Raw genomic sequence first — 21,199 nt, forward strand, 5'->3', positions numbered from 1 at the left:
AAAATTTTAATAACCACGAAATAATGAGATAAAACTAACTAATGTTAGGTTCTATACGTGTGCCGATACTGACACCATTGAGCAAATCAAAAATTTGCTCTGGCGATTGCCAACTGGCAACCGCGATACTTCGTCGTAATCTATTTGCGGCATGAAAAGCTGCATTAACTTTTGCTGTCATCCCACCAGCAATAACCCCGTTATCAATTAACTCTTGAGCAAGTTGTTGGTCAAGCGAGCCAAGGTATTCTCCGGAAGCATCCTTTACACCATTAACATCTGTTAACAGCAGTAGCTCCGCATTAAGTAGCTGGCATATTGCTACCGCAGCATCATCAGCATTGACATTGACTAACTCGCCATTTTCGAGTGCACCTATAGAGGATACTATAGGCAAAAAATTAGCTTTTAATAGCGTGTCTAACAAAGCACTATTATAAGGCTGAGGAATACCCACTTGCCCCAATTTTTGAGGGCTTAGCTGGCACTGCACCATTTCACCATCTGTTAATGACAAGCCAACGGCAGGTAACTTTAAACTGGCAGCACTGGCGACAATCGCTTTGTTGACATTGCCAGCCAAAGCACCACTAATAATCGGCATTTGCGCTTTTGGTGTAATACGTAACCCTTGTTTTTTTTCGGTAACAAAACCTGCTTGCGCAAGCATTTCGTCAACAACACAGCCTCCACCATGAACCAAAACGACCGGCTGATTTTTTAAGCTTGCAATAACCGATAACAAAGCATTTAACGCGGCAACTTTACCTTGGCTGTACCCATCAAGAATCGCCCCACCAATTTTTATAACTATAGGTTTTTTCATAACGAAACCTGCTGCGCTAACAAGCTATAACTACTTGGTAAACCTAGGCTAATATTGGCACATTGAATTGCTTGTGACGCCGCTCCTTTTAACAAGTTATCAATAGCACAGCTAACCACAACCACTTGCTTGTCTTCGTCCACTTGCCAATGGATGTCAGCAAATGGTGTATGTGCAACATTATCGATTTTTGGCCAAGCTGAAACGAGTCTAACTAACGGCTCATTTTCATACGCCGTAATAAAAGCTTCAGCAACTTGTTGTGCCGTTACCCCTGGATTTAACTGCAAAGTCACCGTAGCCAATAGGCCGCGTTTATATGGCGCTAAGTGCGGGTTGAAGATAACCTCGGTATCAGCTTCTTGGCTTATTTCTGGCTGATGGCGATGCTGTAAAATATTATAAGGTGTTAAACTGACTTCATAAAAGCTAGTCGCTAGTGACGCTTTACGACCTGCACCGCTTACACCACTGATACCATTAACAACAATTAATGATTTTTCCAGTTGCAGATGATTATTTGTTATTGGCTTTAATGCCAGTAAACTAGCGGTTGGGTAACATCCTGGCACGGCAATTAAATCACTGTCAGCGATATCATTCGCTTGCCATTCAGCTAAACCATATTGAGCTTGTTGCAGAGTTTCGACACTATGATGTTCAAAGCCATAATGAATAGGATATTGCTCAGCACTTTTCAAACGAAAGCCACCCGATAAATCAAAGACCTTAATGCCTGCTTGTAAAAAAGCATGTGCCCATTGTGCGCTAAATTCATGTGGTGTCGCAAAAAAAACGGCATCAATTGCATGGTTTTCAATATTGATGTGCTGCTCAAACCATTGCTGAGAAAAAGAATGCAGGGGTACTTCGCATATCCCCTGCCAGCGAGCATGTAATTCCGCAAATGTTTTACCACTAGAATCACTATTTTCCGACACCAACAAGTGCTGAATCGACAACTTATCATGTTGCAGCATTAAGCTAATAAGCTCAGCTCCAACATAACCACTTGCTCCAATTACTATAACCTTCATTTCACTACCGCTTAACACTTTATGAGAATTGACAATTACCCAGATATCTAAACGTTAAATTTGCAATTCTATTCAACTATTCATTTGTCGATTTAAAAAATCCCTAGCAACCAATTTGGTTTTATTTTAAAAATCAACACCTATACAACCTAATATCAATACTATCGTCGTCGGCTAGTTGAATACGTTACAAACTTTTTCATAGTGTGCTTTAATTAGGCTATTTACATTGTGCTGCTAAAGTATCATCATATAACTAGTTATGCAACTAATTGGCATAAATACCCATTAAATATTTTTAGGTCATAGAATTAATGCAAAATACCAGTACTAGCTTGCCCAACTTAAAACAGGCGATGAGTGAATTAATCGCGCTGCCGAGCATAAGTTCATCCCAAGCAAGTTGGGACCAAAGTAATCAAAAGGTTATTAATCTACTGGCAAGCTGGTTCGAGAGTCTTGGCTTTGGCATTACTATACAAGCCGTACCAAGTGTAGAAGGGAAATTCAACTTGTTAGCAAAACTAGGCACGGGTGATGGCGGCCTATTGCTAGCGGGCCATAGTGATACGGTGCCATTTGATGAAAATCGTTGGCAGTCAGACCCGCTAAGAATTTCCGACCGAGACAATAGGCTTTATGGCCTAGGTAGTTGTGACATGAAAGGCTTCTTTGCCTTTATTTTACAAGCTTGTAAGCAACTCGAACGGGAAAAAATAAAAAAGCCACTTTATGTATTAGCAACAGCCGACGAAGAAACGACTATGGCCGGTGCACGTTTTTTTGCAAAAAGCGAACACATAAAGCCTGATGTTGCCATTATCGGAGAACCTACCAATTTAGTGCCTGTGGTTATGCATAAAGGTCATATGTCACACAAGATTACAATTAAGGGGCAAGCGGGCCACTCAAGCCAGCCAGACAATGGAGTGAATGCGATTGAAATAATGTATCAAGTGATTGGCCAACTATATCAACTGAAAGAGAAGCTGGTAAAAAACTATCGTAATGAAGCCTTTAATGTACAAACGCCAACTCTTAACTTAGGTGCAATACACGGCGGCGATAATGCCAACAGAATATGTGGCCACTGTGAACTTGATATTGATATGCGTTCATTGCCAGGTATGAAAGATACTGAATTAGTCGCTTGGTTAGCAGACGTACTTTCGCCAATTGCTATACAATATCCTGGCAGGTTAACCATTACCGAGTTAGATCCGAGTTCACCTAGCTTTAAAGAAAATTCTGATAGCGAATTGGTACTCACTTCTGAAAAACTCTCGGGACATAAATGTTGTGCGGTAAATTACGCAACAGAAGCACCTTTTATTCAACAACTTGGCTGTCAAACTATTGTCATGGGACCTGGTTCTATTGACCAAGCCCACCAGCCAAATGAATTTTTAGCACACAGTGAAATAGTCAAAACTGAACAACTACTTGCTAAGCTGATCCAGCATTATTGCTATTAGCTAAGAAAATAAATTGAATTAAACTGTGTTGCGCTGACTTACCAGTAAAGTAAATGAAAAAGGTAATTACCTAGCGCTAGGCAAATATTAGTTAGCGAGATCGATTCCACAGCTTTTGATGATTTTTGGTCGAAAAATATTCTGTGGGCTGCCAACACCTAGGCAATAAGTCTAAACTTTGTCTTTCTTGGTAATTTGACGACAGTAACTCAAGTATTTCATTGAGTCTTTCCTTGCTGATCCGTGAAAACTTCTTTGCCGTTTCAACATAATACAAATTACAGCTTTTTTTAACCACCAAATCATGACCGTGACCTATAAAAGTAAGGTTTCGTGTTGCAGCACGGCATATGGGTTGCTCAGGGTTTTCTGGATATAACTGCGTCACAACACCATATTCATAACGATCATTACCATCTATATCGTTAGGTATATAAGTAATGCCGTATCCTTGTGGGAAAACACCAGTAATTTTATAGAGCAAATCAACAACGTCTTTACGACAAATACCACGCTCAGCATTTTGATAAAGCGCCTGATACACCTTAGGTAATAATTTATAGTTATAACTATCTTTTGTCGAAAGTACGATTGAAGTATAAATTTGTGGCACTTTTAGCAAATTACCTAAGCCCTGCTTAGGTTGAACACTCGCTTTTAGTAACTGCTTAATAAAAAGCAGCTTGCTATTTTCAAGCTTGTTGAACTTATCTCGCTCTGCTTTTGAGTTTCCTAGATAAATACCAGCACCAATACCGTCAACTAGGTATTTCACCGTTTCTCGATAATTAATTTGTAATAACGCCTTTCGCTCATCCACTTTTAGTGTGCGAAAATTATTGCCTTTTCCGTCATCACCGCAAATAATTTTCTGCGCATCAGGATGATAGTTTCCAATATCCTGTAAAATAGCCGCCATTAATACGGGTACTTTAACCGTATTAACAAAGTCTTGATAAAGTTCTGTATTATCGCTAACAATATCACTATAACTTGCGTTTTCATGTTGCTGAATAACTCGGTCAATATAACTATTGGCGACTAGTTTTTTCAAACAAAGTTCGTCAAGTAAGCGTAAAGTTAAAATACTTTTATACAATGGTTTGTTGGTTTCATTGACATTAGCTACTTTTGCCCCTTCTGTAGGAGATAGCAATTGAATTGTGCCGAGAAGTTTTGCCGACTTGCGATGTGTTTCTTCAAAACTATTAGCTTCAGATAGCTCAATTATTTCAAGACACAAGCTATGAAGGTGTTGAAAACGCTCATGGCGCTCAAAAGCGAGCTCACGATGATACTCTTTTTGCTCACGCTCTAACTTCTCTATTCGTGCTAAAGACTTTTTCTCATTTTTGCTTTTCAACTCAGCAATATTACGTGCCAAGTCATCCAGTTTCAGCTGGGTAAAACCACGCAATTCGAAGTAGGCAATTGCACGCTCTAATACTGAATCTTTCGCAGGGCTACGGCCATATATTTTGTTTAACAAGGTCTTCACTTGTTCAGTAAAGTTCGTATCACCTTTAGAGTATTTCGACATGAGTTCCGTTTTTATATCTAATCAATAATGACTATGCGACTTAAGCTAATTTTATCTGAATATTCATCATCTTGAAAATTATTTACTGTACCTGTAAAGCTTATATTATCATGATAAAAGGCGTTATTTTATCAGACCTGACTATAACGATTAAATTCCCACGAGCCAATTAAATATTTATCCTGACATCAAGTAAGCTTGATTGACACCTGACATTAGCACATACTGAATAAACAGCAATTTTCATTTACAACCTTAAAACGAATGTGCAACTAAGGATAGATATGAGCTCACAAAACTTTAAAGAAACATTTAAAAGTGTCGGAGCTGCATTTTTCGGCGTTCAAAGCGATAAAAATAGAGAAAGAGACTTCACGCAAGGTAAGTTTAGCTATTTTATTATTGCTGGATTAATCGCTGTGGTGCTTTTTGTAGCTTCACTAATTGCAATTGTTTCGTTGGTTATACCTAGCTAATATCAATAAAGCGCTAGTAATTCAGAAACCTTATTGCGTTTATTTGCCTTTTGACTAATGGTTCTCGACACCTCTATAGAACGCTGCCTCTTAGCATGTTCATAAATTTTACGTGTCCAAATTGTATCGTGGTTGCTGATCAGCACTGAAATATTGCGGTTTTTAGTCACTTCTTCAGCGGCATTTGCTAAATCAGCCTGCTCATCTAAACCAAAGCCGTTACCTGCGTAACTGGTAAAACTTGCAGTTTTACTCAGAGGTACATAAGGGGGATCGCAATATATCACATCACCCGATTTAGCATGCGCAAAAGTTTGGCGATAACCATCACAAATAAATACCGCTTTACTGGCCTTTTCGGCAAAAAAATTTAATTCTGCTTCTGGAAAATACGGACGCTTATATTTTCCAAAAGGAACATTATAGCCTCCAGACTTATTATAACGACATAAACCATTATAGCCATGACGATTCATATACAGAAAAATAAGCGAACGAAAATAAGGCTCTGTACTGGCATTAAATTCTTTACGCAATTGATAGTAGCTATCCGCTTGGTTATTTTCTACTGAAAATAATCGTCGAGCATCATCAATAAACTTATCGGGACTGCGCTGTAAAATACGATATAGATTAATTAAGTCTTGATTAATATCGCTTAGCAGGTACTCGTCGTAATCACTATTTAAGAATACAGAGCCAGCACCAACAAAAGGTTCAACAAGACGTCTTCCCTTCGGTAACATGGTATTAATGACATCGCTTAGAGCGTATTTTCCGCCTGCCCACTTTAAAAAAGCTCGATGTTTTTTCTTCATGATACCTACAAATTTATAATGCCATATCAGATAACGGGTACCTGAAAAATAAGCGGGAATTGTATCCTGAATTAACCTTTATTGGGAGCCTTGAAATGCATTGATTTCGCTATTAATGACTTTGAGCGACTTAATCCATGGTTGACGCGCAACAATTGCCGCGGGTAATAACGCTAATTGTTGTTGTGCCGTGCTTTTGTCTTGATAAATTGGGCTAGTGATCACAAACACAGGCTCGTTGTTTAATAAGCGCTGGTAAATATGAAAGTTGATATTTTCGATACTTGCCATAAATTCACTGGGGAGATTTAACTCTTTAAAGGCCGCAATTTGAATAACAAAACCATCACTAATTCCTAAGTAATAATCATTGTCTACAGATAAGCCAACACGGTTAGGCGCTGCTGTTGATTCTAGAGACAAACTCTCATCTTGGTTTTGCAGCAGATTATTTTCGCTTATCATTGAGGGTTCGGCATTTTCTGCTGTCGATAGTGACGTCATAGCTAACATAATATCACTAGGTGTCGCGGGTAATATTTGCTCTTCTTTAACGATTTCTGCAGTTTCTATTGCCAATAAGGATAAATAAACGTCGTTAGGCTTAGCTTGTTGGTCAGCTTGCATTGCATTTTCACTGCTTAGCACCGTCGGTTGTGGCTCAGTTAGTACAGTCGACAACTCAACTTCTGGGTTTTTCGTATGCTTTAATGGCTTAGTAAAGTTAAAACTATCTTGCTGCAACAACACAATGGTTATAGCCATTAAACCACATAACGTTGCAATAACTGACAGCAACCATTTATTAATTTTGATTTCATACCATAATCGCTTTGGTCTTTTAAAAATCGCAGAGTTCACCGAGAGCAGTTGTCCTGATTGAGCAGACAGCAGAGTTAATTTGTTATGAAATAGGCTTTTATTTTCTTGTATTTTAATTCCTGACTCTGGTGTACCAAACATGACCACATTAATGACGAGGTTTGCTTTCTTGGCAATAGCCGCAAGTTGTGCAAGTTCATGCAATATTTGTAAAGAAAGATACTGAGTATTATCAAGAATAATAGTGAGTGCTTGCTGAGATTTTCGCGCTAAGTTAATCACACTAACCGCTAAAGATATTTCAGGGTCAAATAGCGCACCCGCCGATAATTGTTCAATAATTCGGCAACGAATTTGAATATCATTAAATTGAGTTGATAGTGAAACATAAGCAGCATTATGCTGCTCGGGTATTGCAGCAATAAACTGATTAGTAATTTGACCATTTTTTTGCGGGCTTTCATCGACCACCAAAATGGCCTGTTTTGAAAACCTAAGAATATAATCGATACGCGCTATTGCACTAATTTTAGTGACACTGGTTTTATCATCGGATAAGCCAATATTATTAATTAACGCGGACATGCTTCACCTATTCTATAAATTACAGAATTTGCTGAAGTAATTCCTCACTAACGTCATCGTTAATTTCAGATTGACCAATGGCGGTCGGAAGAATAAAGCGCAGTTTTCCAGCTAAATTCTTTTTGTCACGACGCATATGACAAATAAATTCATCAAAAGCCATGTTCTTAGGAGCAACTATGGGTAAGTCAAACGCCAAAAGCAGTGCTTCAATGCGACGAAGATCTGACACTTCAAGCAAATTCATTGCGACTGAAACTTTTGCAGCAAGTACCATGCCAGTGGCAACGGCCTCGCCATGTAACCACTTGCCATAACCTTGGTCTGCTTCAATTGCGTGCCCAAAGGTATGCCCTAAATTAAGTAAGGCACGAAGACCTGACTCCGTTTCATCGGCTGCAACAATATCCGCTTTACATTGGCAACAACGTTCAATCATATACGCTAGCGTATTATTATCACCCGCTTTAATGGCGTTGGTATTTTCTTCTAACCAGGTAAAAAACTCTCCATCACCTAGAATACCGTATTTAATAACTTCTGCTATACCAGCATTAAACTCTCTTGCAGGTAAACTAGCTAAAGTCGTTAAATCGATCACAACGGCTTTCGGCTGATAGAAAGCACCGATCATATTCTTACCTAACGGATGATTAACGGCAGTTTTACCACCAACTGAAGAGTCTACTTGTGACAGAACTGTGGTAGGCACTTGAATAAAATCAATACCACGTTGATAACATGCCGCCGCAAAACCGGTAATATCGCCGATAACACCACCACCAAGCGCAATTAATGTGGTATCTCGTCCGTGATTACTCGCCAATAAATGCGACATAATCAGATCAAAATTTGCTAAGCTTTTTTCAGCTTCACCGTCTGGTAGAATTAACTCATCGATATCATAGTCGACTAAGGTAGCTTTTAATGACTGGATATACAGAGGTGCAACGATATCATTTGAGATAATACAAATGCGTTTACTACGGATGTGTTTAGACAGCAGTTTACTATTAGATAATAGTCCGCTGTCTATATAGATAGGGTAACTACGTGTACCAAGCTCAACCTGAAGTGTGCTCATAGTAGATTCGTTTAAAAGTCTAAACGCTCTACTATTTTACTAGCCACAACCTTCGCACTTTGGTCATCCGTTTGCACAATAACATCGGCAATTTCTTCATATAACGGATTGCGCTCAACCGCTAGGTTTTCCAACACTTTTCTTGGTTCTTCGTCGGTTTGTAGAAGCGGTCTACGTCTATCTCTTTGCGTACGAGCAACTTGTTTATCAATTGTTGTTTCTAAATAAACCACAATGCCACGCGCTGATAAGCGATTACGAACTTGATTGCTGATCACAGAACCACCACCAGTCGCTAAAACAATACCTTGCTTTTCACTTAAGTCTTCAATAACTGATTCTTCTCTTTTACGAAAGCCTTCTTCACCTTCAAGATCAAAAACCCACGCGATATCGGCACCAGTACGACGCTCTATTTCTTGATCGGAATCAAAAAACTCTAGATGTAGCTTATCTGCTAATTCTCTACCAATGGTGCTTTTGCCTGCGCCCATAGGGCCTACAAGGAAAATATTACGTTTTTCTGCCATTAGATTAATTAATACTCGTTTTATTTATTACGTGAACAGGTAAGAGGGAACCTCCCTCGAAAATTTTAAGGGCGCAATTATCGCAATTGTTGGGTACAAATTGCAAGCATGTAAGATGAAAACACCAACTTACATGCAAATTAACTTAAAATCTTTCGGTAACTATGCGTGGTGTAACGAAAATTAATAGCTCTTTTTTCTCATTAAAATTACTACTATTTCTAAACATCCAACCAAAATACGGAATATCACCTAACACAGGAACTTTAGACACAGAGCTAATAATTTGCTGTTGATAAATACCACCGAGCACAATAGTTTCACCATTATTAACTAATACTTGCGTGCCAATTCTCTGAGTATCAATTGCCGGTGCTGTACCATTAGTAACATCTGACACCGTATCTTGGGTAACCACTAAGTCTAATATAATGCGATCATCCGGGGTAATATGCGGCGTTACAGTTAAGCTCAACACAGCTTTTTTAAATTGCGTTGACGTCGCACCACTCGAAGCCGCTTCTTGATATGGAATTTCAACACCTTGCTCTATATAGGCTTCTTTTTGATTTGCAGTGGTAATGCGAGGACTCGCGATGATTTCACCTTTATTTTCTTTCTCCATCGCACTTAGCTCTAAATCAAGAATAGTGCCGTCTGCTAGGCGTGCGACTTGAAAGGCGATACTACCTGCAGGGTTTGCCACAGGCAAGTTGACATTAAGGCGATCTTCAAGATTTGGAGCGGTCCCGCTATTTGCACTACCAGTCCCTCCTAGTGAACCAGAGGTGGCAGAGTCACTACCTGTATCCGTTACCCCCCAACGAATACCTAACTCTTCATTGATATTATCTTTAACAGTAACCATACGTGATTCAATAATAACCTGACGAACAGGAATATCGAGTACCGACACCATACGTTTAATATCTTCTATGCTATTGGCGGTATCTCGAATTAATAGCGTATTTGTACGTTCATCAACACTAACACTGCCGCGATCAGATAAAATGCTGTTTTCTTCATTTTTAATTAGTGCCGCAAATTCGGCAGCTTTAGCATAATTAACCTGAACATATTCAGAATACAAAGGAGCTAACTCTTCAACTTGTTGCTGGGCTTGTAGATCTCTTGCCTCACGTGCGGCTAACTCATCACTTGGCGCCACCATCAAGATATTACCTTCCATTCGCTTATCTAAGCCTTTAACTTTAAGAATAATATCAAGTGCCTGATCCCAAGGAACACCGTCAAGCCTTAGGGTAATATTACCGGCAACTGTATCACTGGTGACTAAGTTAAAGCCATTATAGTCAGCAATGATTTGCAGCACAGTACGAACCGATATATCTTGGAAATTCAATGAAATGGCTCGACCATTGAAATCTTCTTCTTCACCTAAATAGCCAACTTCTTTTTCTTTTGCTGAAACGGTCAAAGAAAAAACATCATTGAGTTGTTGATGACTAAATTCAAATGCGCCATTGATATCAACCACTAACCGGGCATTTCGGCCTTCTTTAAAGGTTTCAATACCACTTACTATGGTGCCAAAATCCGTAACATCTAACTTATAAATATAGTCTTCTAAAATTTCTGTATTGTGAAATTCAATATATAACTTGCCTAACTTGTCGCTAACATCAACCGCAACCTTACTATCAATTAACTTCACCAACAATTGTGCTTCATTTTGTTGACCACGTTTAAAATCAATATTATCAATTTGGTTGATAAAGCCATGACCTAACGGAATTAATTGAGTTACCGCCTTAGACATTTTTCCGGTATTTAATGTTAAAGCAAATTGGTTATCGCTTTGTTTGACATCAAAAATCGATAAATGGGTTAAATTTACTGTCGCCACAACCTTGCCAGCTAGCTTCTGAACTTCGATATTTTTAACCCCCGCATGATCGACAATCGTAGACGCTATGTTTGGGTTGTATGTGTCAGCACTAAATGCAATTTTAACTTGTGCAGGCGTCACAGATGTAGACACTTCAGGTTGCACAGCTATATTATCCGCCAACTTAAAAACGAGCTCTATTTCGCTATTTTGGATCGTATTGTAACTAATGCCCGTTAACTCATTTGCTGTGAGCGAGCTAGAGACAAAGTACAACAAAGTAATGGTGATATATTTCATTTTACTGAAGTGCGTCATAATATTTTTAATTTTCATTTGTTTTAATAGCAACATTAATTCCTTTGCCCCTCTGCACTTGTTTCCGTCATGGTCACGACTGTTTCACGCTCCACCCAGCACCCAGCGCCATCTGGGATTAATTCTAATACTTTTACGTTATCTTGGCTTACCGCGGTAATTCTGCCATGAAATAGCCCAACATAGCTTCCTACCGCAACTCTATGTAAGGTTTTGTCTGATGCTTCAACAAGTGCCCAAATTACCCCTAGTTCACCTAAGGTACCACGCATAGTTAAATCGCTAAGTGCAAACTTTTCTAAAGGCTGTTTTCTACGTCGAGGATCTGGGCTTAAACACCCTGACATTTGTTGAATTTTTTCTTGAATAGCTTCTGGTTTTGGTGCATCAAACGGACTTCTTAATGTTTGTGCCGAATAATCAAAATGATCAAAAACCGCTACAGCCGGCATTGGTGCAATAGTACTACTTGCACTGGCTTGCACATTAGCAATATGCACTTTCAAATCACTAGTGTCATCAAAACACCCTGTCAATAAGACAGCAGCCACTAACGCTAACTTTTTCATGGTGCGGTTGCCTCTCTATAACGGTATGTTTTAGCTTGTAACTTTAATTTCAATTCACCTGAACCAGCATTTTTAAGGTTAATATCAAAATTATGCAAAGTTACAATTCTCGGTAGCCCCGCGATCCGGCTAACAAACTCGCCAAACTCATGGTAAGTGCCGTACACCTCAATATCAATTGGCAGTTCGATATATATTTCTTGTTCTATTTCTGGTTGCCAATTTAACTTCACAAAATCAAGCCCAGTTGTTGTACCGACAAACGTTATATCATCGAGTAGGCCCGGTGTTTCATGACTTTCCGGCAAGCTTTTCAATTGATTAGCAAACATAGATTCTGCTTCAATCATTTGTTGCTCGAACAACTCTAAGTTAGCAGCAATATGGTACTTGGCTTGGTATTGTTGCTTTAATGTTTCTTCTTCTTCCGTTACGCGCTCTAATGTTGCGATTCTGTCGCTGATCATTAAGGCATAACCTAAGCCTAATACCAATACGACAATAAACACTGATAATAAAATTTTGGCAGCTTTTGGCCATTGAGCAATGTTGTCGAGCTCTAAGCCACTAAATTGCTCCATAAATTCTGATAAATCAAAATTCATTACGATGCTCCTTGTGGATTAGTGCTATTTAGATTTATTAATCCTTTAATGCGGACCCGCATTTTAAAGTCGCTCAATAATTTACTTTTTGCATCATTAGATGTGATCGATTCTAGAACGGCGTCTTCAAATAGATCTGAACGCTCAATTTCACGAATCATATTAGCCAAATGGTTATTTGACTCGCTTTTGCCCGTAATATTTAAACTATTATCTTGTTTTTCTAGGCGCGTTAAATATACACCGTTAGGAACAATTTTAGCAATCTCATCAAGTACCTGAGTACCGACATTGCGACTACGTTGCAGTTGCTCTACCACGCTGGTACGTTTTTTAAGTTCTTTTTTCTTTTCGTTTAGCGACTTTATTTTAGCTATACGTATATCTAAAACCTGAATTTCATTTTTTAAAAATTGATTGCGAGCATTTTGGCCATCAACTCGCATTTGATAAAACTGATTCACCAAAAAAACAATAGCAAAAGCACTTAATGCAACCGCGGTTAACACACTAAAAAATGCACGTTGTTTAGCTTTTTCTGCCTCTTCACGCCATGGTAATAGGTTTATATATGCCATGGTACAAAACTCCTTAACGCTAAACCGGCAGCAACCATTAAACTAGGTGCTGTTTTTGCTAGTTCATCTTTATTTATATTGCTAGAAATTTCCATACCTTCAAATGGGTTGGCGATGACAGTATGAATACCCAATTCTTCTGTTAGTAATTGCTCTATACCTTCAACCAATGCGCTACCACCTGATATCACTAAGTAATCGATTTTCTCTTTGCCGCTTGTAGTTAAAAACATTTGAATTGCACGGCGAATTTGTTGCACTAAAATGGTGTGAAACGGCGCTAACACTTCAAAGGTATAATTAGGTGGTAAATCATCAGTTAATTTCGCAACTTCAGCTTCTTCAAATGACTTATTGTAATAAGATACAATTGAGCGTGTATATTGCTCGCCACCAAATAATTGATCGCGACTATAAATATGATTTCCAGCATCACTGACTGAAAATAAAGTCATGGTTGCGCCAATATCGACAGTTGCAACCACTTTATCACTTGCATCATCAGGTAGCTGCGCTAACGTTAAGTCATATCCGCGACTAACAGCGTATGATTCCACATCAATCACTTTAGTGTCGAAGCCACCAGCTTCTAGTGCCGCTACGCGGGCTTCTACAGATTCAGTTCGGGCAGCACTTAACAAGACATTAATTTTACTTGGATCTGATTCATTAATTTCGAGTGACTCGAAATCTAAACTCACTTCATCTAACGGGTAAGGAATTAAACTATCGGCTTCAATTTCAATTTGGCTCGCCAACTCATGTTCATTGAGTGCAGCATCCATATAGATAATTTTGGTGATCACTGTTTGGCCAGAAACAGCGGAAGCGGCTTGACCAACTGACGAAGTGATTTTTTTACGGATTTTAGCAACTACTTTACCAACAGCATCAATGTCTTGAATTTCTCTATCAACAATTGCGCCTCTAGGCATAGGTTCAACTGCAATGGTTTCAAGAACGTAGCCATTGTCATTCTGATTTAATAATACAGCTTTAATAGAATGCGAACCAATATCAATCCCGACCATTAAGGAGGTTTTCTTTTTCCATAAACTACTTAACATAGAACCCTACTAGAACATTTTATTATAATAATATTAGGCATAAAATTCGTATAAATACATTTATTACATGCTTTTACACGATATACTAGTACTATTACACCATTTTTATAAACTTTATTGAGCATTTTTTTGTGTTTTCTATAAAAAACCTGTTAAAAGCAGCTTCCATATTAATATTTATTGGAGTATTGGCGCTGGTTGGTCTTTACCTATCTATGCGCTCGAGTTTACCCAGTGTTGAATCACTTCGTGATTTGCAGTGGCAAACACCGATGCAAATATTCAGTGCTGACGGCAAACTAATTTCTCAATTTGGAGAGAAAAAGCGTATTCCATTAACCTTAGAGGAAATGCCAGAGCAACTAATCAATGCCGTTCTTGCAACCGAAGATGACCGCTTCTATCTCCACTTTGGCGTTGACCCTATTGGTATGGGTCGTGCTGTTATTGGCCAATTAATGGGACAAAATAAAGGCGGTGCGAGTACCATAACCATGCAGGTGGCTCGTAATTTTTTCTTAACACGTGAACAAACTTATGTTCGCAAAATTCGTGAAATTTTCATTTCATTCCATATTGAAAGCTTATTAACAAAAGATGAAATTCTCGCGCTTTACATGAACAAAATAGCTTTAGGGCATCGTTCATTCGGTTTTGGCGCAGCTGCTCAAGTCTATTATGGCAAAGAGGTAAATGAGTTGACCTTAGCACAAATTGCCGTGCTGGCTGGATTGCCGAAGGCTCCGTCTACTATGAATCCAATCAGTCGGCCTTTACGTGCTAAAAACCGACGCAGTGTTGTTCTACAACGTATGTTTGTCGCAGGATATATCGACTCTAACCAATTATCTATTGCAAATGCAGCACCGATTACGGCTAAAAAACACGGTGCAGAAATTGAATTAGATGCGCCATATATTGCCGAAATGGCACATCAAGAAATGATTGAACGTTATGGTAAAGAAGCTGCATATACTGGCGGCTATAAAGTTTACACAACTGTGCCATCAACATTACAGTATGCGGCTCAACAAGCGGTCATTAAGAACATTTTTGCTTACGACCAGCGCCATGGTTATCGCGGTCCTATTACTTCGTTAAGGCCAGACAACGCAACGAATTCATCAGAACAGCTAACCGAGATAACAAGAATTCCGCTTAGCGAAGAGGAGATTCAGCAAGCTCTGTCAACGATAAAAAGCTATCAAGCTCTTGCGCCTGCCGTTGTTATTGATGTGCTAGAACAAGCCATTATAGTGCAACTTGAAGACGGAACTAATATCGAAATTGACTGGCAAGGTTTATCGTGGGCAAGAGAGTTCTTAAATGATGACAAACAAGCAGCACCACCTAAATTAGCAAAAGAAATATTGGCTTACGGTGATGTTGTTATGGTTGCTCCTGATGAAGACCTAAACTATCGATTAAGTCAATTACCAGATGTAAGCGCTGCACTTGTCTCTCTTGATACTGACAATGGTGCTATTAAAGCAGCCGTCGGCGGCTTTAGTTTTGCCCAAAGCCAATTTAATCGGGTCACACAAGCTAAACGACAAGTTGGCTCGAACATTAAGCCTTTTATTTATTCTGCAGCGCTTGATTCCGGCTACACATTAGCATCTATTGTTAATGACACACCTATCAACCAATGGGATAGAAGTTCAGGTGTAGTTTGGCGCCCTAAAAATTCGCCTCCTGTCTATAATGGTGAAATACGCTTGCGCCTTGCTTTAGCACAATCAAAAAATGTTATTGCCGTGCGATTGCTACGAGATGTTGGCTTAAATAAAATTATTCCTTACCTGGCTTCATTCGGCTTTGATCCAGACGACTTGCCCCGAAATGAATCTCTGGCGCTTGGTTCAGCATCTTTAACGCCATTAGAGGTAGCAACCGGCTTTGCAACTTTCGCAAATGGTGGTTTTTTAGTTGAACCTTATTTAATTGAGCGCATTGAAGACTCTTTCGGTAATGTCGTATTTCAAGCAAATCCTGCTATAGCGTGTGATGTTTGCACTATACAAGAAAATAATTTGTCGTCAGAGCAACAAAGCACTGTAGATAACTTAATAAATAACTCTGACGATGAATTGCTTGAGCCAAACGTTATCAACAAGGCCGAGCGAGTAATTAGTGCACAAAATGCATTTTTAATTACCGAAGCACTTAATTCAGCGATTTGGGGCGCAGATTGGAACATAAAACCATTTTGGCAAGGCACAGGTTTCCGTGCTCGTTCACTGAAACGTCGTGACATTGCTGGGAAAACTGGCACCACAAACCAAGCAAAAGATGCTTGGTTTTCGGGCTTTAGTCGCCGAATTGTCACCACCTCATGGATAGGCTTTGACAATCCAAGCCGAAACTTAGGCAAAACATCATACAATAGTAATTTAGGTGAAAATCAGATCACTGGTAAAGAATTTGGAGCTAAGTCCGCACAGCCCGCGTGGATTACTTTTATGAAAACAGCCTTAACTGACCTTCCTGTTGAGCCGTTTGAGCAACCTGAAGCACTTATTTCAGTGAGAATAGACAAAGCTTCCGGTATGTTGAGCACAAAAACAGATAAATCAAGCCAGTTTGAATATTTCGAGCTAGGTACTGCACCAACAGAGTACATAAGCCAAGATCATAGTAGTGAAATTTTAGATGGCAATAACGTCGATAACGAAATAACAGAAGATATTTTTGACTAACACGCCTAAAAAGTTTCGTTAGAAAAGCCGGCGAATAATAATTTCTATATTATTCGCGACTTTTTTATCGAGTTGCCAATTTTTTTTCCTTCATTACAAATTAATAACACCTGCAATTTCTTGACCAAACAGTCAACCAGAACAATTACCTAACCTCCTAATTTAAAATGCTTTATTGCAATAAATGCATCATGATAGTTTCATTAATATGATAAGCATCTCACTCACGACGCCTGCTTTTTTTTAGAAAACATGAAAGTTACCCTGAAAACTTTCACAACGAAAGAAAAAAAACTTTCGTTTTACCTCATGATCGCCTAAAATTGCGCCCTCAATCGGGATACCGAAACTTATTACTTAAAATCGTCATACTTTAGGAGCGAATTCGCTATGGCAGCTTTAGAAAACTCAATCGATTTATCATCATACGGCATCACCAATGTTGCTGAGGTTGTTTACAATCCGTCTTATGAGTTACTTTTTGCTGAGGAAACAAAATCTGAACTCACAGGTTTTGACAAAGGTGTAGTTACAGAGCTTGGTGCTGTTTCAGTTGATACAGGTATTTTTACTGGTCGTTCTCCTAAAGATAAATATATTGTGCGTGACGACACAACACGCGACACCGTTTGGTGGTCAGATCAAGGTAAAAATGACAACAAGCCAATGACGCAAGAAACTTGGGAAAGCTTAAAAGGCTTAGTAACTGAACAGTTATCTGGCCAACGCTTATTTGTCGTTGATACTTTTTGTGGTGCTGACGATGCAACTCGCTTAAAAGTGCGCTTTATTACTGAAGTAGCATGGCAAGCTCACTTTGTTAAAAACATGTTTATTCGTCCAACGGATGCAGAGTTAGAAAATTACGAACCTGATTTCATCGTAATGAATGGTGCCAAAACCACAAACCCAAATTGGCAAGAACAGGGCTTAAACTCTGAAAACTTTGTTGCCTTTAACTTAACGGAAAAAATGCAGCTTATCGGCGGTACTTGGTACGGCGGTGAAATGAAAAAAGGTATGTTCTCTATGATGAACTACCTTTTACCATTAAAAGGTATCGCGTCAATGCACTGTAGTGCTAACGTTGGTAAAGACGGTGATACAGCAGTATTTTTTGGACTTTCTGGTACAGGTAAAACAACATTATCAACTGACCCTAAGCGTCAACTTATTGGTGATGATGAACACGGTTGGGATGATAACGGTGTATTTAACTTTGAGGGTGGTTGTTATGCTAAAACAATTAACCTTAGCAAAGAAAACGAACCTGATATTTACAACGCAATTCGTCGTGATGCACTACTAGAAAACGTAACTGTTGATGAAAATGGTAAAATTGATTTTGATGATAATTCAAAAACTGAAAACACACGTGTTTCATACCCAATTCATCATATTGATAATATCGTTAAGCCAGTATCTCGCGCGGGCCACGCAAAAAAAGTTATCTTTTTAACGGCTGATGCTTTTGGTGTTTTACCACCTGTAGCTAAATTAACGCCTGAGCAAACTGAATACTACTTCTTATCAGGTTTCACTGCTAAATTAGCTGGTACTGAACGCGGTATTACCGAACCAACACCAACATTTTCAAGTTGTTTTGGTGCTGCCTTCTTAAGTTTACACCCAACACAATATGCAGAAGTTTTACGTAAACGCATGCAAGCTGCTGGCGCTGAAGCTTATTTAGTTAACACAGGTTGGAACGGCACAGGTAAACGTATTTCAATAAAAGATACTCGCGCGATTATTGACGCAATTTTAGATGGTTCAATTGATAATGCTGAAACGCAAGTTTTACCATTATTTAATTTAGATATCCCAACTAGCATTGCGGGTGTTGACAACGGTATACTAGATCCGCGCGATACATACAGTGACCAAGCTGAGTGGCACGGAAAAGCGGTTGACCTAGCAAATCGCTTTGTTAACAACTTTGATAAATTTACCGATACAGATAATGGTAAGTTACTAGTTGCTGCTGGACCTAAAGTTTAAATACTGCTTTGCAACTATTACGAAAAAGCCATCATAATATGATGGCTTTTTTTATGGTTTTAAACATCGACTTATCAGGTCAAATATCAATCATGTTTGGTGGGTAAACATACTTTGGCCATTAAGCCGCCTTCTGGCTTATTAGTAAGTGCAACGCTGCCGCCATGAGTATCAACAATTCGCTTAATAATGGCTAAACCTAAACCACTACCTTCTGTACCTCTCGCTTTATCTCCTTGCGTAAAGGGCTGAAACAATCGCTCAATATCAATATCTGGAATACCAGGCCCTTCATCACATACACAAAAACAAACTTCACCTTTTGGTACATTATGACTTGTAGAAACAATAATTTTGCCGTCACTATAACGTAAGGCATTTTGAATCAGGTTAGCCAAGGCCCTTTTTATTGCGACATAGCGTAAGGGCAACTTAGGTAATGGTTCAGCATTAAATTCAATTTCACGTTCAAGAATACTTTCCGATTGTACAACTTCTTCAATCAGAACATTTAGGTCGGCTAGTTCCGCTTTATCTTTACTATCATGCCTAATATAATCGATAAATTGATCGATTATCGTATTCATATCATCAATATCACCTTCAATCCCTTCTTTTAAAAATTCATCTTGTTGGGATATCATTTCGGTTGCAAGACGAATACGTGTTAACGGAGTGCGTAAATCATGTGATATGCCAGCCATTAATAAGTTTCTGTCATCTTCCAGTTGCTTTATGCCTTTAGACATATGATTAAAGGCTCGCGTTACCGCAACAATTTCAGTCGTACCACGTTCACTTAAAGGCTCAGGAAAATCTCCTCGGCCTACGTCGTGAGCAGCATGTTGCAGCGCACCAAGTGGCCTGTTTAGCTGGCGCACAAATAACCAGCCCCCCATGACACTTAAAATACCTAAAATCATCAAAACGAGAACAAGCGGCGAAAAGTTTTCTTCTTCCAAACCGTTAATAGGAATTTTCACCCAATAATCAGGCGCTTGGGGTGGCCGGATCCAAAACAGGTACTCATCCCCTTGAGAAATGCGCACTTCAGCGGGGCCACCTAACAACTCAGACATTTCAGTGGAGCGAAAAGCATAATATACCGCGTCTTGTAAGCCCAGTTTCATTGCCGCTGCTTCACGATAAACACCAATTCCAGTTTCTCGCGTGAAGGCATCGCCCATAGCTGGGCTAAGCTCTTCATCAGCAATATCAATAAAAACAACGCGAACTTGTTTTGCCAATAGTTGATTCACTTGTTGCGCATTCGGTTGAATGATATATATCGACATGGATATAAATGAAACAACTTGGTTAATTAGCAACAAAACACCGATTAATAGTACTGTTTGCCCAAAAGCACTACGCGGCAATATTTTCATAAACTTCTACTAGATAGGATTCATTTCAATCATATTCTACAACATTTAAGCAACAGACTTTCCTTCAGGAACAAAAACATAGCCTAAACCCCAAACGGTTTGAATATATCGAGGTTTTGCAGGATCTTCTTCAAGCATTCTACGTAACCGAGACACTTGCACGTCAATACTACGCTCCAATGCGGAATAGTCTCTACCTCGTGCTAAGTTCATTAGTTTATCACGTGATAACGGCTCTCGAGGGTGTGTTATCAAAGCCTTTAACACTGCAAACTCACCACTAGTTAGCGGCATATTAACGTCACCTTTTAGCATTTCACGCGTAGCCAGGTTCAGTTGATAATCTCCAAAGGAAATGACATTTTCTTCTTGTGCTGGTGCTCCCGGAGCTTCTTGTACGCGTCGGCGAAGTACAGCCTTAATGCGAGCAAGTAATTCTCTTGGATTAAAAGGTTTTGGCATGTAATCATCTGCACCTAACTCTAGGCCAATGATGCGGTCAACCTCATCACCTTTTGCAGTCAACATTACAATAGGGATATCGTTAGAAGCTTGTCTTAATCTTCGGCATATAGAAAGGCCGTCTTCACCTGGTAGCATTAAATCAAGCACTAGTAAATGAAAGTTCTCTCTTTCTAATAACCTATCCATTTGTTCTGAATTTGCCGCACTTCGCACCACAAACCCTTGCTCTACTAAATACCGTTCTAGTAATGCCCGCAAACGCATATCATCGTCTACTACCAAAACTTTCGGTGTTTCATGTCCCATAATGCCTTTTCCATCGTCTTATTTTTATAACTTGTCTTAACTATAAGTCATATTGTTACAAATATAAAAACCTGTTCTGTGTCAGTTTCCTAGCATTTGTTACAAATTATGTTAAGGCAAGTCAATACTAAGGCATAGGATTATATAAGCTTTTTAAAATATCG

18 protein-coding genes are annotated in these 21,199 nt (G+C 39.1%); 4 read left to right on the forward strand and 14 right to left on the reverse strand.

Going from position 1 to position 21,199, the window contains the following annotated elements; translation table 11 throughout:
• Positions 1-34: 34 nt before the first annotated feature.
• Together argB and argC are read right to left on the reverse strand one after the other, a co-directional pair.
• Complete coding sequence (gene argB, locus AC27HL_RS17705) at positions 35-826, reverse strand: acetylglutamate kinase (RefSeq protein WP_487082382.1); 792 nt, start codon at positions 824-826, stop codon at positions 35-37.
• Positions 823-1,863: an N-acetyl-gamma-glutamyl-phosphate reductase gene (argC, locus tag AC27HL_RS17710; RefSeq protein ID WP_487082383.1), complete on the reverse strand. Its 1,041-nt coding sequence runs from the start codon at positions 1,861-1,863 to the stop codon at positions 823-825. The genes argB and argC overlap by 4 nt, the downstream gene beginning before the upstream one ends.
• Positions 1,864-2,177: 314 nt before the next feature.
• Between argC and argE the strand changes: the two genes are divergently transcribed.
• Positions 2,178-3,338, forward strand: a complete 1,161-nt coding sequence (argE, locus tag AC27HL_RS17715; RefSeq protein WP_487082384.1) for an acetylornithine deacetylase — start codon at positions 2,178-2,180, stop codon at positions 3,336-3,338.
• Between the two features lie 91 nt (positions 3,339-3,429).
• Here argE and AC27HL_RS17720 read toward each other — a convergent pair whose 3' ends face one another.
• Complete coding sequence (locus AC27HL_RS17720; RefSeq protein ID WP_487082385.1) at positions 3,430-4,878, reverse strand: hypothetical protein; 1,449 nt, start codon at positions 4,876-4,878, stop codon at positions 3,430-3,432.
• 284 nt (positions 4,879-5,162) lie between these two features.
• Here AC27HL_RS17720 and AC27HL_RS17725 point away from each other — a divergent pair, with 284 nt between their 5' ends.
• Entirely contained in the window at positions 5,163-5,354 is a 192-nt protein-coding gene (locus AC27HL_RS17725) for a DUF2970 domain-containing protein (protein ID WP_487082386.1), read from the forward strand.
• A 2-nt stretch (positions 5,355-5,356) separates the two neighbouring features.
• On the opposite strand, the gene AC27HL_RS17730 is transcribed toward AC27HL_RS17725, so the two are convergent.
• The 9 genes from AC27HL_RS17730 to AC27HL_RS17770 all read right to left on the reverse strand — a co-directional run bounded on the left by AC27HL_RS17730 (position 5,357) and on the right by AC27HL_RS17770 (position 14,179).
• A complete protein-coding gene (locus tag AC27HL_RS17730; RefSeq protein WP_487082387.1) occupies positions 5,357-6,172 on the reverse strand; it encodes a Dam family site-specific DNA-(adenine-N6)-methyltransferase in 816 nt (271 codons plus the stop codon).
• A gap of 78 nt (positions 6,173-6,250) precedes the next feature.
• Positions 6,251-7,579, reverse strand: coding sequence for a hypothetical protein (locus AC27HL_RS17735; protein WP_487082388.1), 1,329 nt, complete (start codon positions 7,577-7,579; stop codon positions 6,251-6,253).
• A 19-nt stretch (positions 7,580-7,598) separates the two neighbouring features.
• The gene (gene aroB, locus AC27HL_RS17740) at positions 7,599-8,663 is read right to left on the reverse strand and encodes a 3-dehydroquinate synthase (protein ID WP_487082389.1); all 1,065 of its coding nucleotides are present in this window, start codon (positions 8,661-8,663) and stop codon (positions 7,599-7,601) included.
• A gap of 11 nt (positions 8,664-8,674) precedes the next feature.
• A complete protein-coding gene (gene aroK / locus AC27HL_RS17745) occupies positions 8,675-9,193 on the reverse strand; it encodes a shikimate kinase AroK (RefSeq protein ID WP_487082390.1) in 519 nt (172 codons plus the stop codon).
• Between the two features lie 145 nt (positions 9,194-9,338).
• A complete protein-coding gene (locus AC27HL_RS17750) occupies positions 9,339-11,396 on the reverse strand; it encodes a type IV pilus secretin PilQ (protein WP_487082391.1) in 2,058 nt (685 codons plus the stop codon).
• Positions 11,396-11,929: a pilus assembly protein PilP gene (locus AC27HL_RS17755; RefSeq protein WP_487082392.1), complete on the reverse strand. Its 534-nt coding sequence runs from the start codon at positions 11,927-11,929 to the stop codon at positions 11,396-11,398. The genes AC27HL_RS17750 and AC27HL_RS17755 overlap by 1 nt, the downstream gene beginning before the upstream one ends.
• Positions 11,926-12,534 (reverse strand): type IV pilus inner membrane component PilO, encoded by a 609-nt coding sequence (locus AC27HL_RS17760; RefSeq protein ID WP_487082393.1) that lies wholly within the window; start codon positions 12,532-12,534, stop codon positions 11,926-11,928. The genes AC27HL_RS17755 and AC27HL_RS17760 overlap by 4 nt, the downstream gene beginning before the upstream one ends.
• Positions 12,534-13,112 carry a PilN domain-containing protein gene (locus tag AC27HL_RS17765; protein WP_487082394.1) on the reverse strand — a complete coding sequence of 193 codons (579 nt, stop codon included), beginning with the start codon at positions 13,110-13,112 and terminating at the stop codon, positions 12,534-12,536. The genes AC27HL_RS17760 and AC27HL_RS17765 overlap by 1 nt, the downstream gene beginning before the upstream one ends.
• Positions 13,100-14,179: a pilus assembly protein PilM gene (locus AC27HL_RS17770; RefSeq protein WP_487082395.1), complete on the reverse strand. Its 1,080-nt coding sequence runs from the start codon at positions 14,177-14,179 to the stop codon at positions 13,100-13,102. The genes AC27HL_RS17765 and AC27HL_RS17770 overlap by 13 nt, the downstream gene beginning before the upstream one ends.
• A 131-nt stretch (positions 14,180-14,310) precedes the next feature.
• On the opposite strand from AC27HL_RS17770, the gene AC27HL_RS17775 reads away from it, so the two are divergent.
• Complete coding sequence (locus AC27HL_RS17775) at positions 14,311-16,878, forward strand: penicillin-binding protein 1A (protein ID WP_487082396.1); 2,568 nt, start codon at positions 14,311-14,313, stop codon at positions 16,876-16,878.
• Between the two features lie 390 nt (positions 16,879-17,268).
• Positions 17,269-18,879: a phosphoenolpyruvate carboxykinase (ATP) gene (pckA, locus tag AC27HL_RS17780; protein WP_487082397.1), complete on the forward strand. Its 1,611-nt coding sequence runs from the start codon at positions 17,269-17,271 to the stop codon at positions 18,877-18,879.
• 86 nt (positions 18,880-18,965) lie between these two features.
• Here pckA and envZ read toward each other — a convergent pair whose 3' ends face one another.
• Positions 18,966-20,264 (reverse strand): two-component system sensor histidine kinase EnvZ, encoded by a 1,299-nt coding sequence (envZ, locus tag AC27HL_RS17785; protein WP_487082398.1) that lies wholly within the window; start codon positions 20,262-20,264, stop codon positions 18,966-18,968.
• A gap of 45 nt (positions 20,265-20,309) precedes the next feature.
• Positions 20,310-21,035 carry an osmolarity response regulator transcription factor OmpR gene (gene ompR, locus AC27HL_RS17790; RefSeq protein ID WP_487082399.1) on the reverse strand — a complete coding sequence of 242 codons (726 nt, stop codon included), beginning with the start codon at positions 21,033-21,035 and terminating at the stop codon, positions 20,310-20,312.
• Positions 21,036-21,199 lie beyond the last annotated feature (164 nt).

It is taken from the genome of Colwellia aquaemaris (assembly GCF_057548755.1).

Excerpts from the sequence above, each read along its gene's own strand:
- argB (WP_487082382.1), bottom strand. The coding sequence starts at position 826 with ATGAAAAAACCTATAGTTATAAAAATTGGTGGGGCGATTCTTGATGGG.
- argC (WP_487082383.1), bottom strand. The coding sequence starts at position 1,863 with ATGAAGGTTATAGTAATTGGAGCAAGTGGTTATGTTGGAGCTGAGCTT.
- argE (WP_487082384.1), top strand. The coding sequence starts at position 2,178 with ATGCAAAATACCAGTACTAGCTTGCCCAACTTAAAACAGGCGATGAGT.
- AC27HL_RS17720 (WP_487082385.1), bottom strand. The coding sequence starts at position 4,878 with ATGTCGAAATACTCTAAAGGTGATACGAACTTTACTGAACAAGTGAAG.
- AC27HL_RS17725 (WP_487082386.1), top strand. The coding sequence starts at position 5,163 with ATGAGCTCACAAAACTTTAAAGAAACATTTAAAAGTGTCGGAGCTGCA.
- AC27HL_RS17730 (WP_487082387.1), bottom strand. The coding sequence starts at position 6,172 with ATGAAGAAAAAACATCGAGCTTTTTTAAAGTGGGCAGGCGGAAAATAC.
- AC27HL_RS17735 (WP_487082388.1), bottom strand. The coding sequence starts at position 7,579 with ATGTCCGCGTTAATTAATAATATTGGCTTATCCGATGATAAAACCAGT.
- aroB (WP_487082389.1), bottom strand. The coding sequence starts at position 8,663 with ATGAGCACACTTCAGGTTGAGCTTGGTACACGTAGTTACCCTATCTAT.
- aroK (WP_487082390.1), bottom strand. The coding sequence starts at position 9,193 with ATGGCAGAAAAACGTAATATTTTCCTTGTAGGCCCTATGGGCGCAGGC.
- AC27HL_RS17750 (WP_487082391.1), bottom strand. The coding sequence starts at position 11,396 with ATGTTGCTATTAAAACAAATGAAAATTAAAAATATTATGACGCACTTC.
- AC27HL_RS17755 (WP_487082392.1), bottom strand. The coding sequence starts at position 11,929 with ATGAAAAAGTTAGCGTTAGTGGCTGCTGTCTTATTGACAGGGTGTTTT.
- AC27HL_RS17760 (WP_487082393.1), bottom strand. The coding sequence starts at position 12,534 with ATGAATTTTGATTTATCAGAATTTATGGAGCAATTTAGTGGCTTAGAG.
- AC27HL_RS17765 (WP_487082394.1), bottom strand. The coding sequence starts at position 13,112 with ATGGCATATATAAACCTATTACCATGGCGTGAAGAGGCAGAAAAAGCT.
- AC27HL_RS17770 (WP_487082395.1), bottom strand. The coding sequence starts at position 14,179 with ATGTTAAGTAGTTTATGGAAAAAGAAAACCTCCTTAATGGTCGGGATT.
- pckA (WP_487082397.1), top strand. The coding sequence starts at position 17,269 with ATGGCAGCTTTAGAAAACTCAATCGATTTATCATCATACGGCATCACC.
- envZ (WP_487082398.1), bottom strand. The coding sequence starts at position 20,264 with ATGAAAATATTGCCGCGTAGTGCTTTTGGGCAAACAGTACTATTAATC.
- ompR (WP_487082399.1), bottom strand. The coding sequence starts at position 21,035 with ATGGGACATGAAACACCGAAAGTTTTGGTAGTAGACGATGATATGCGT.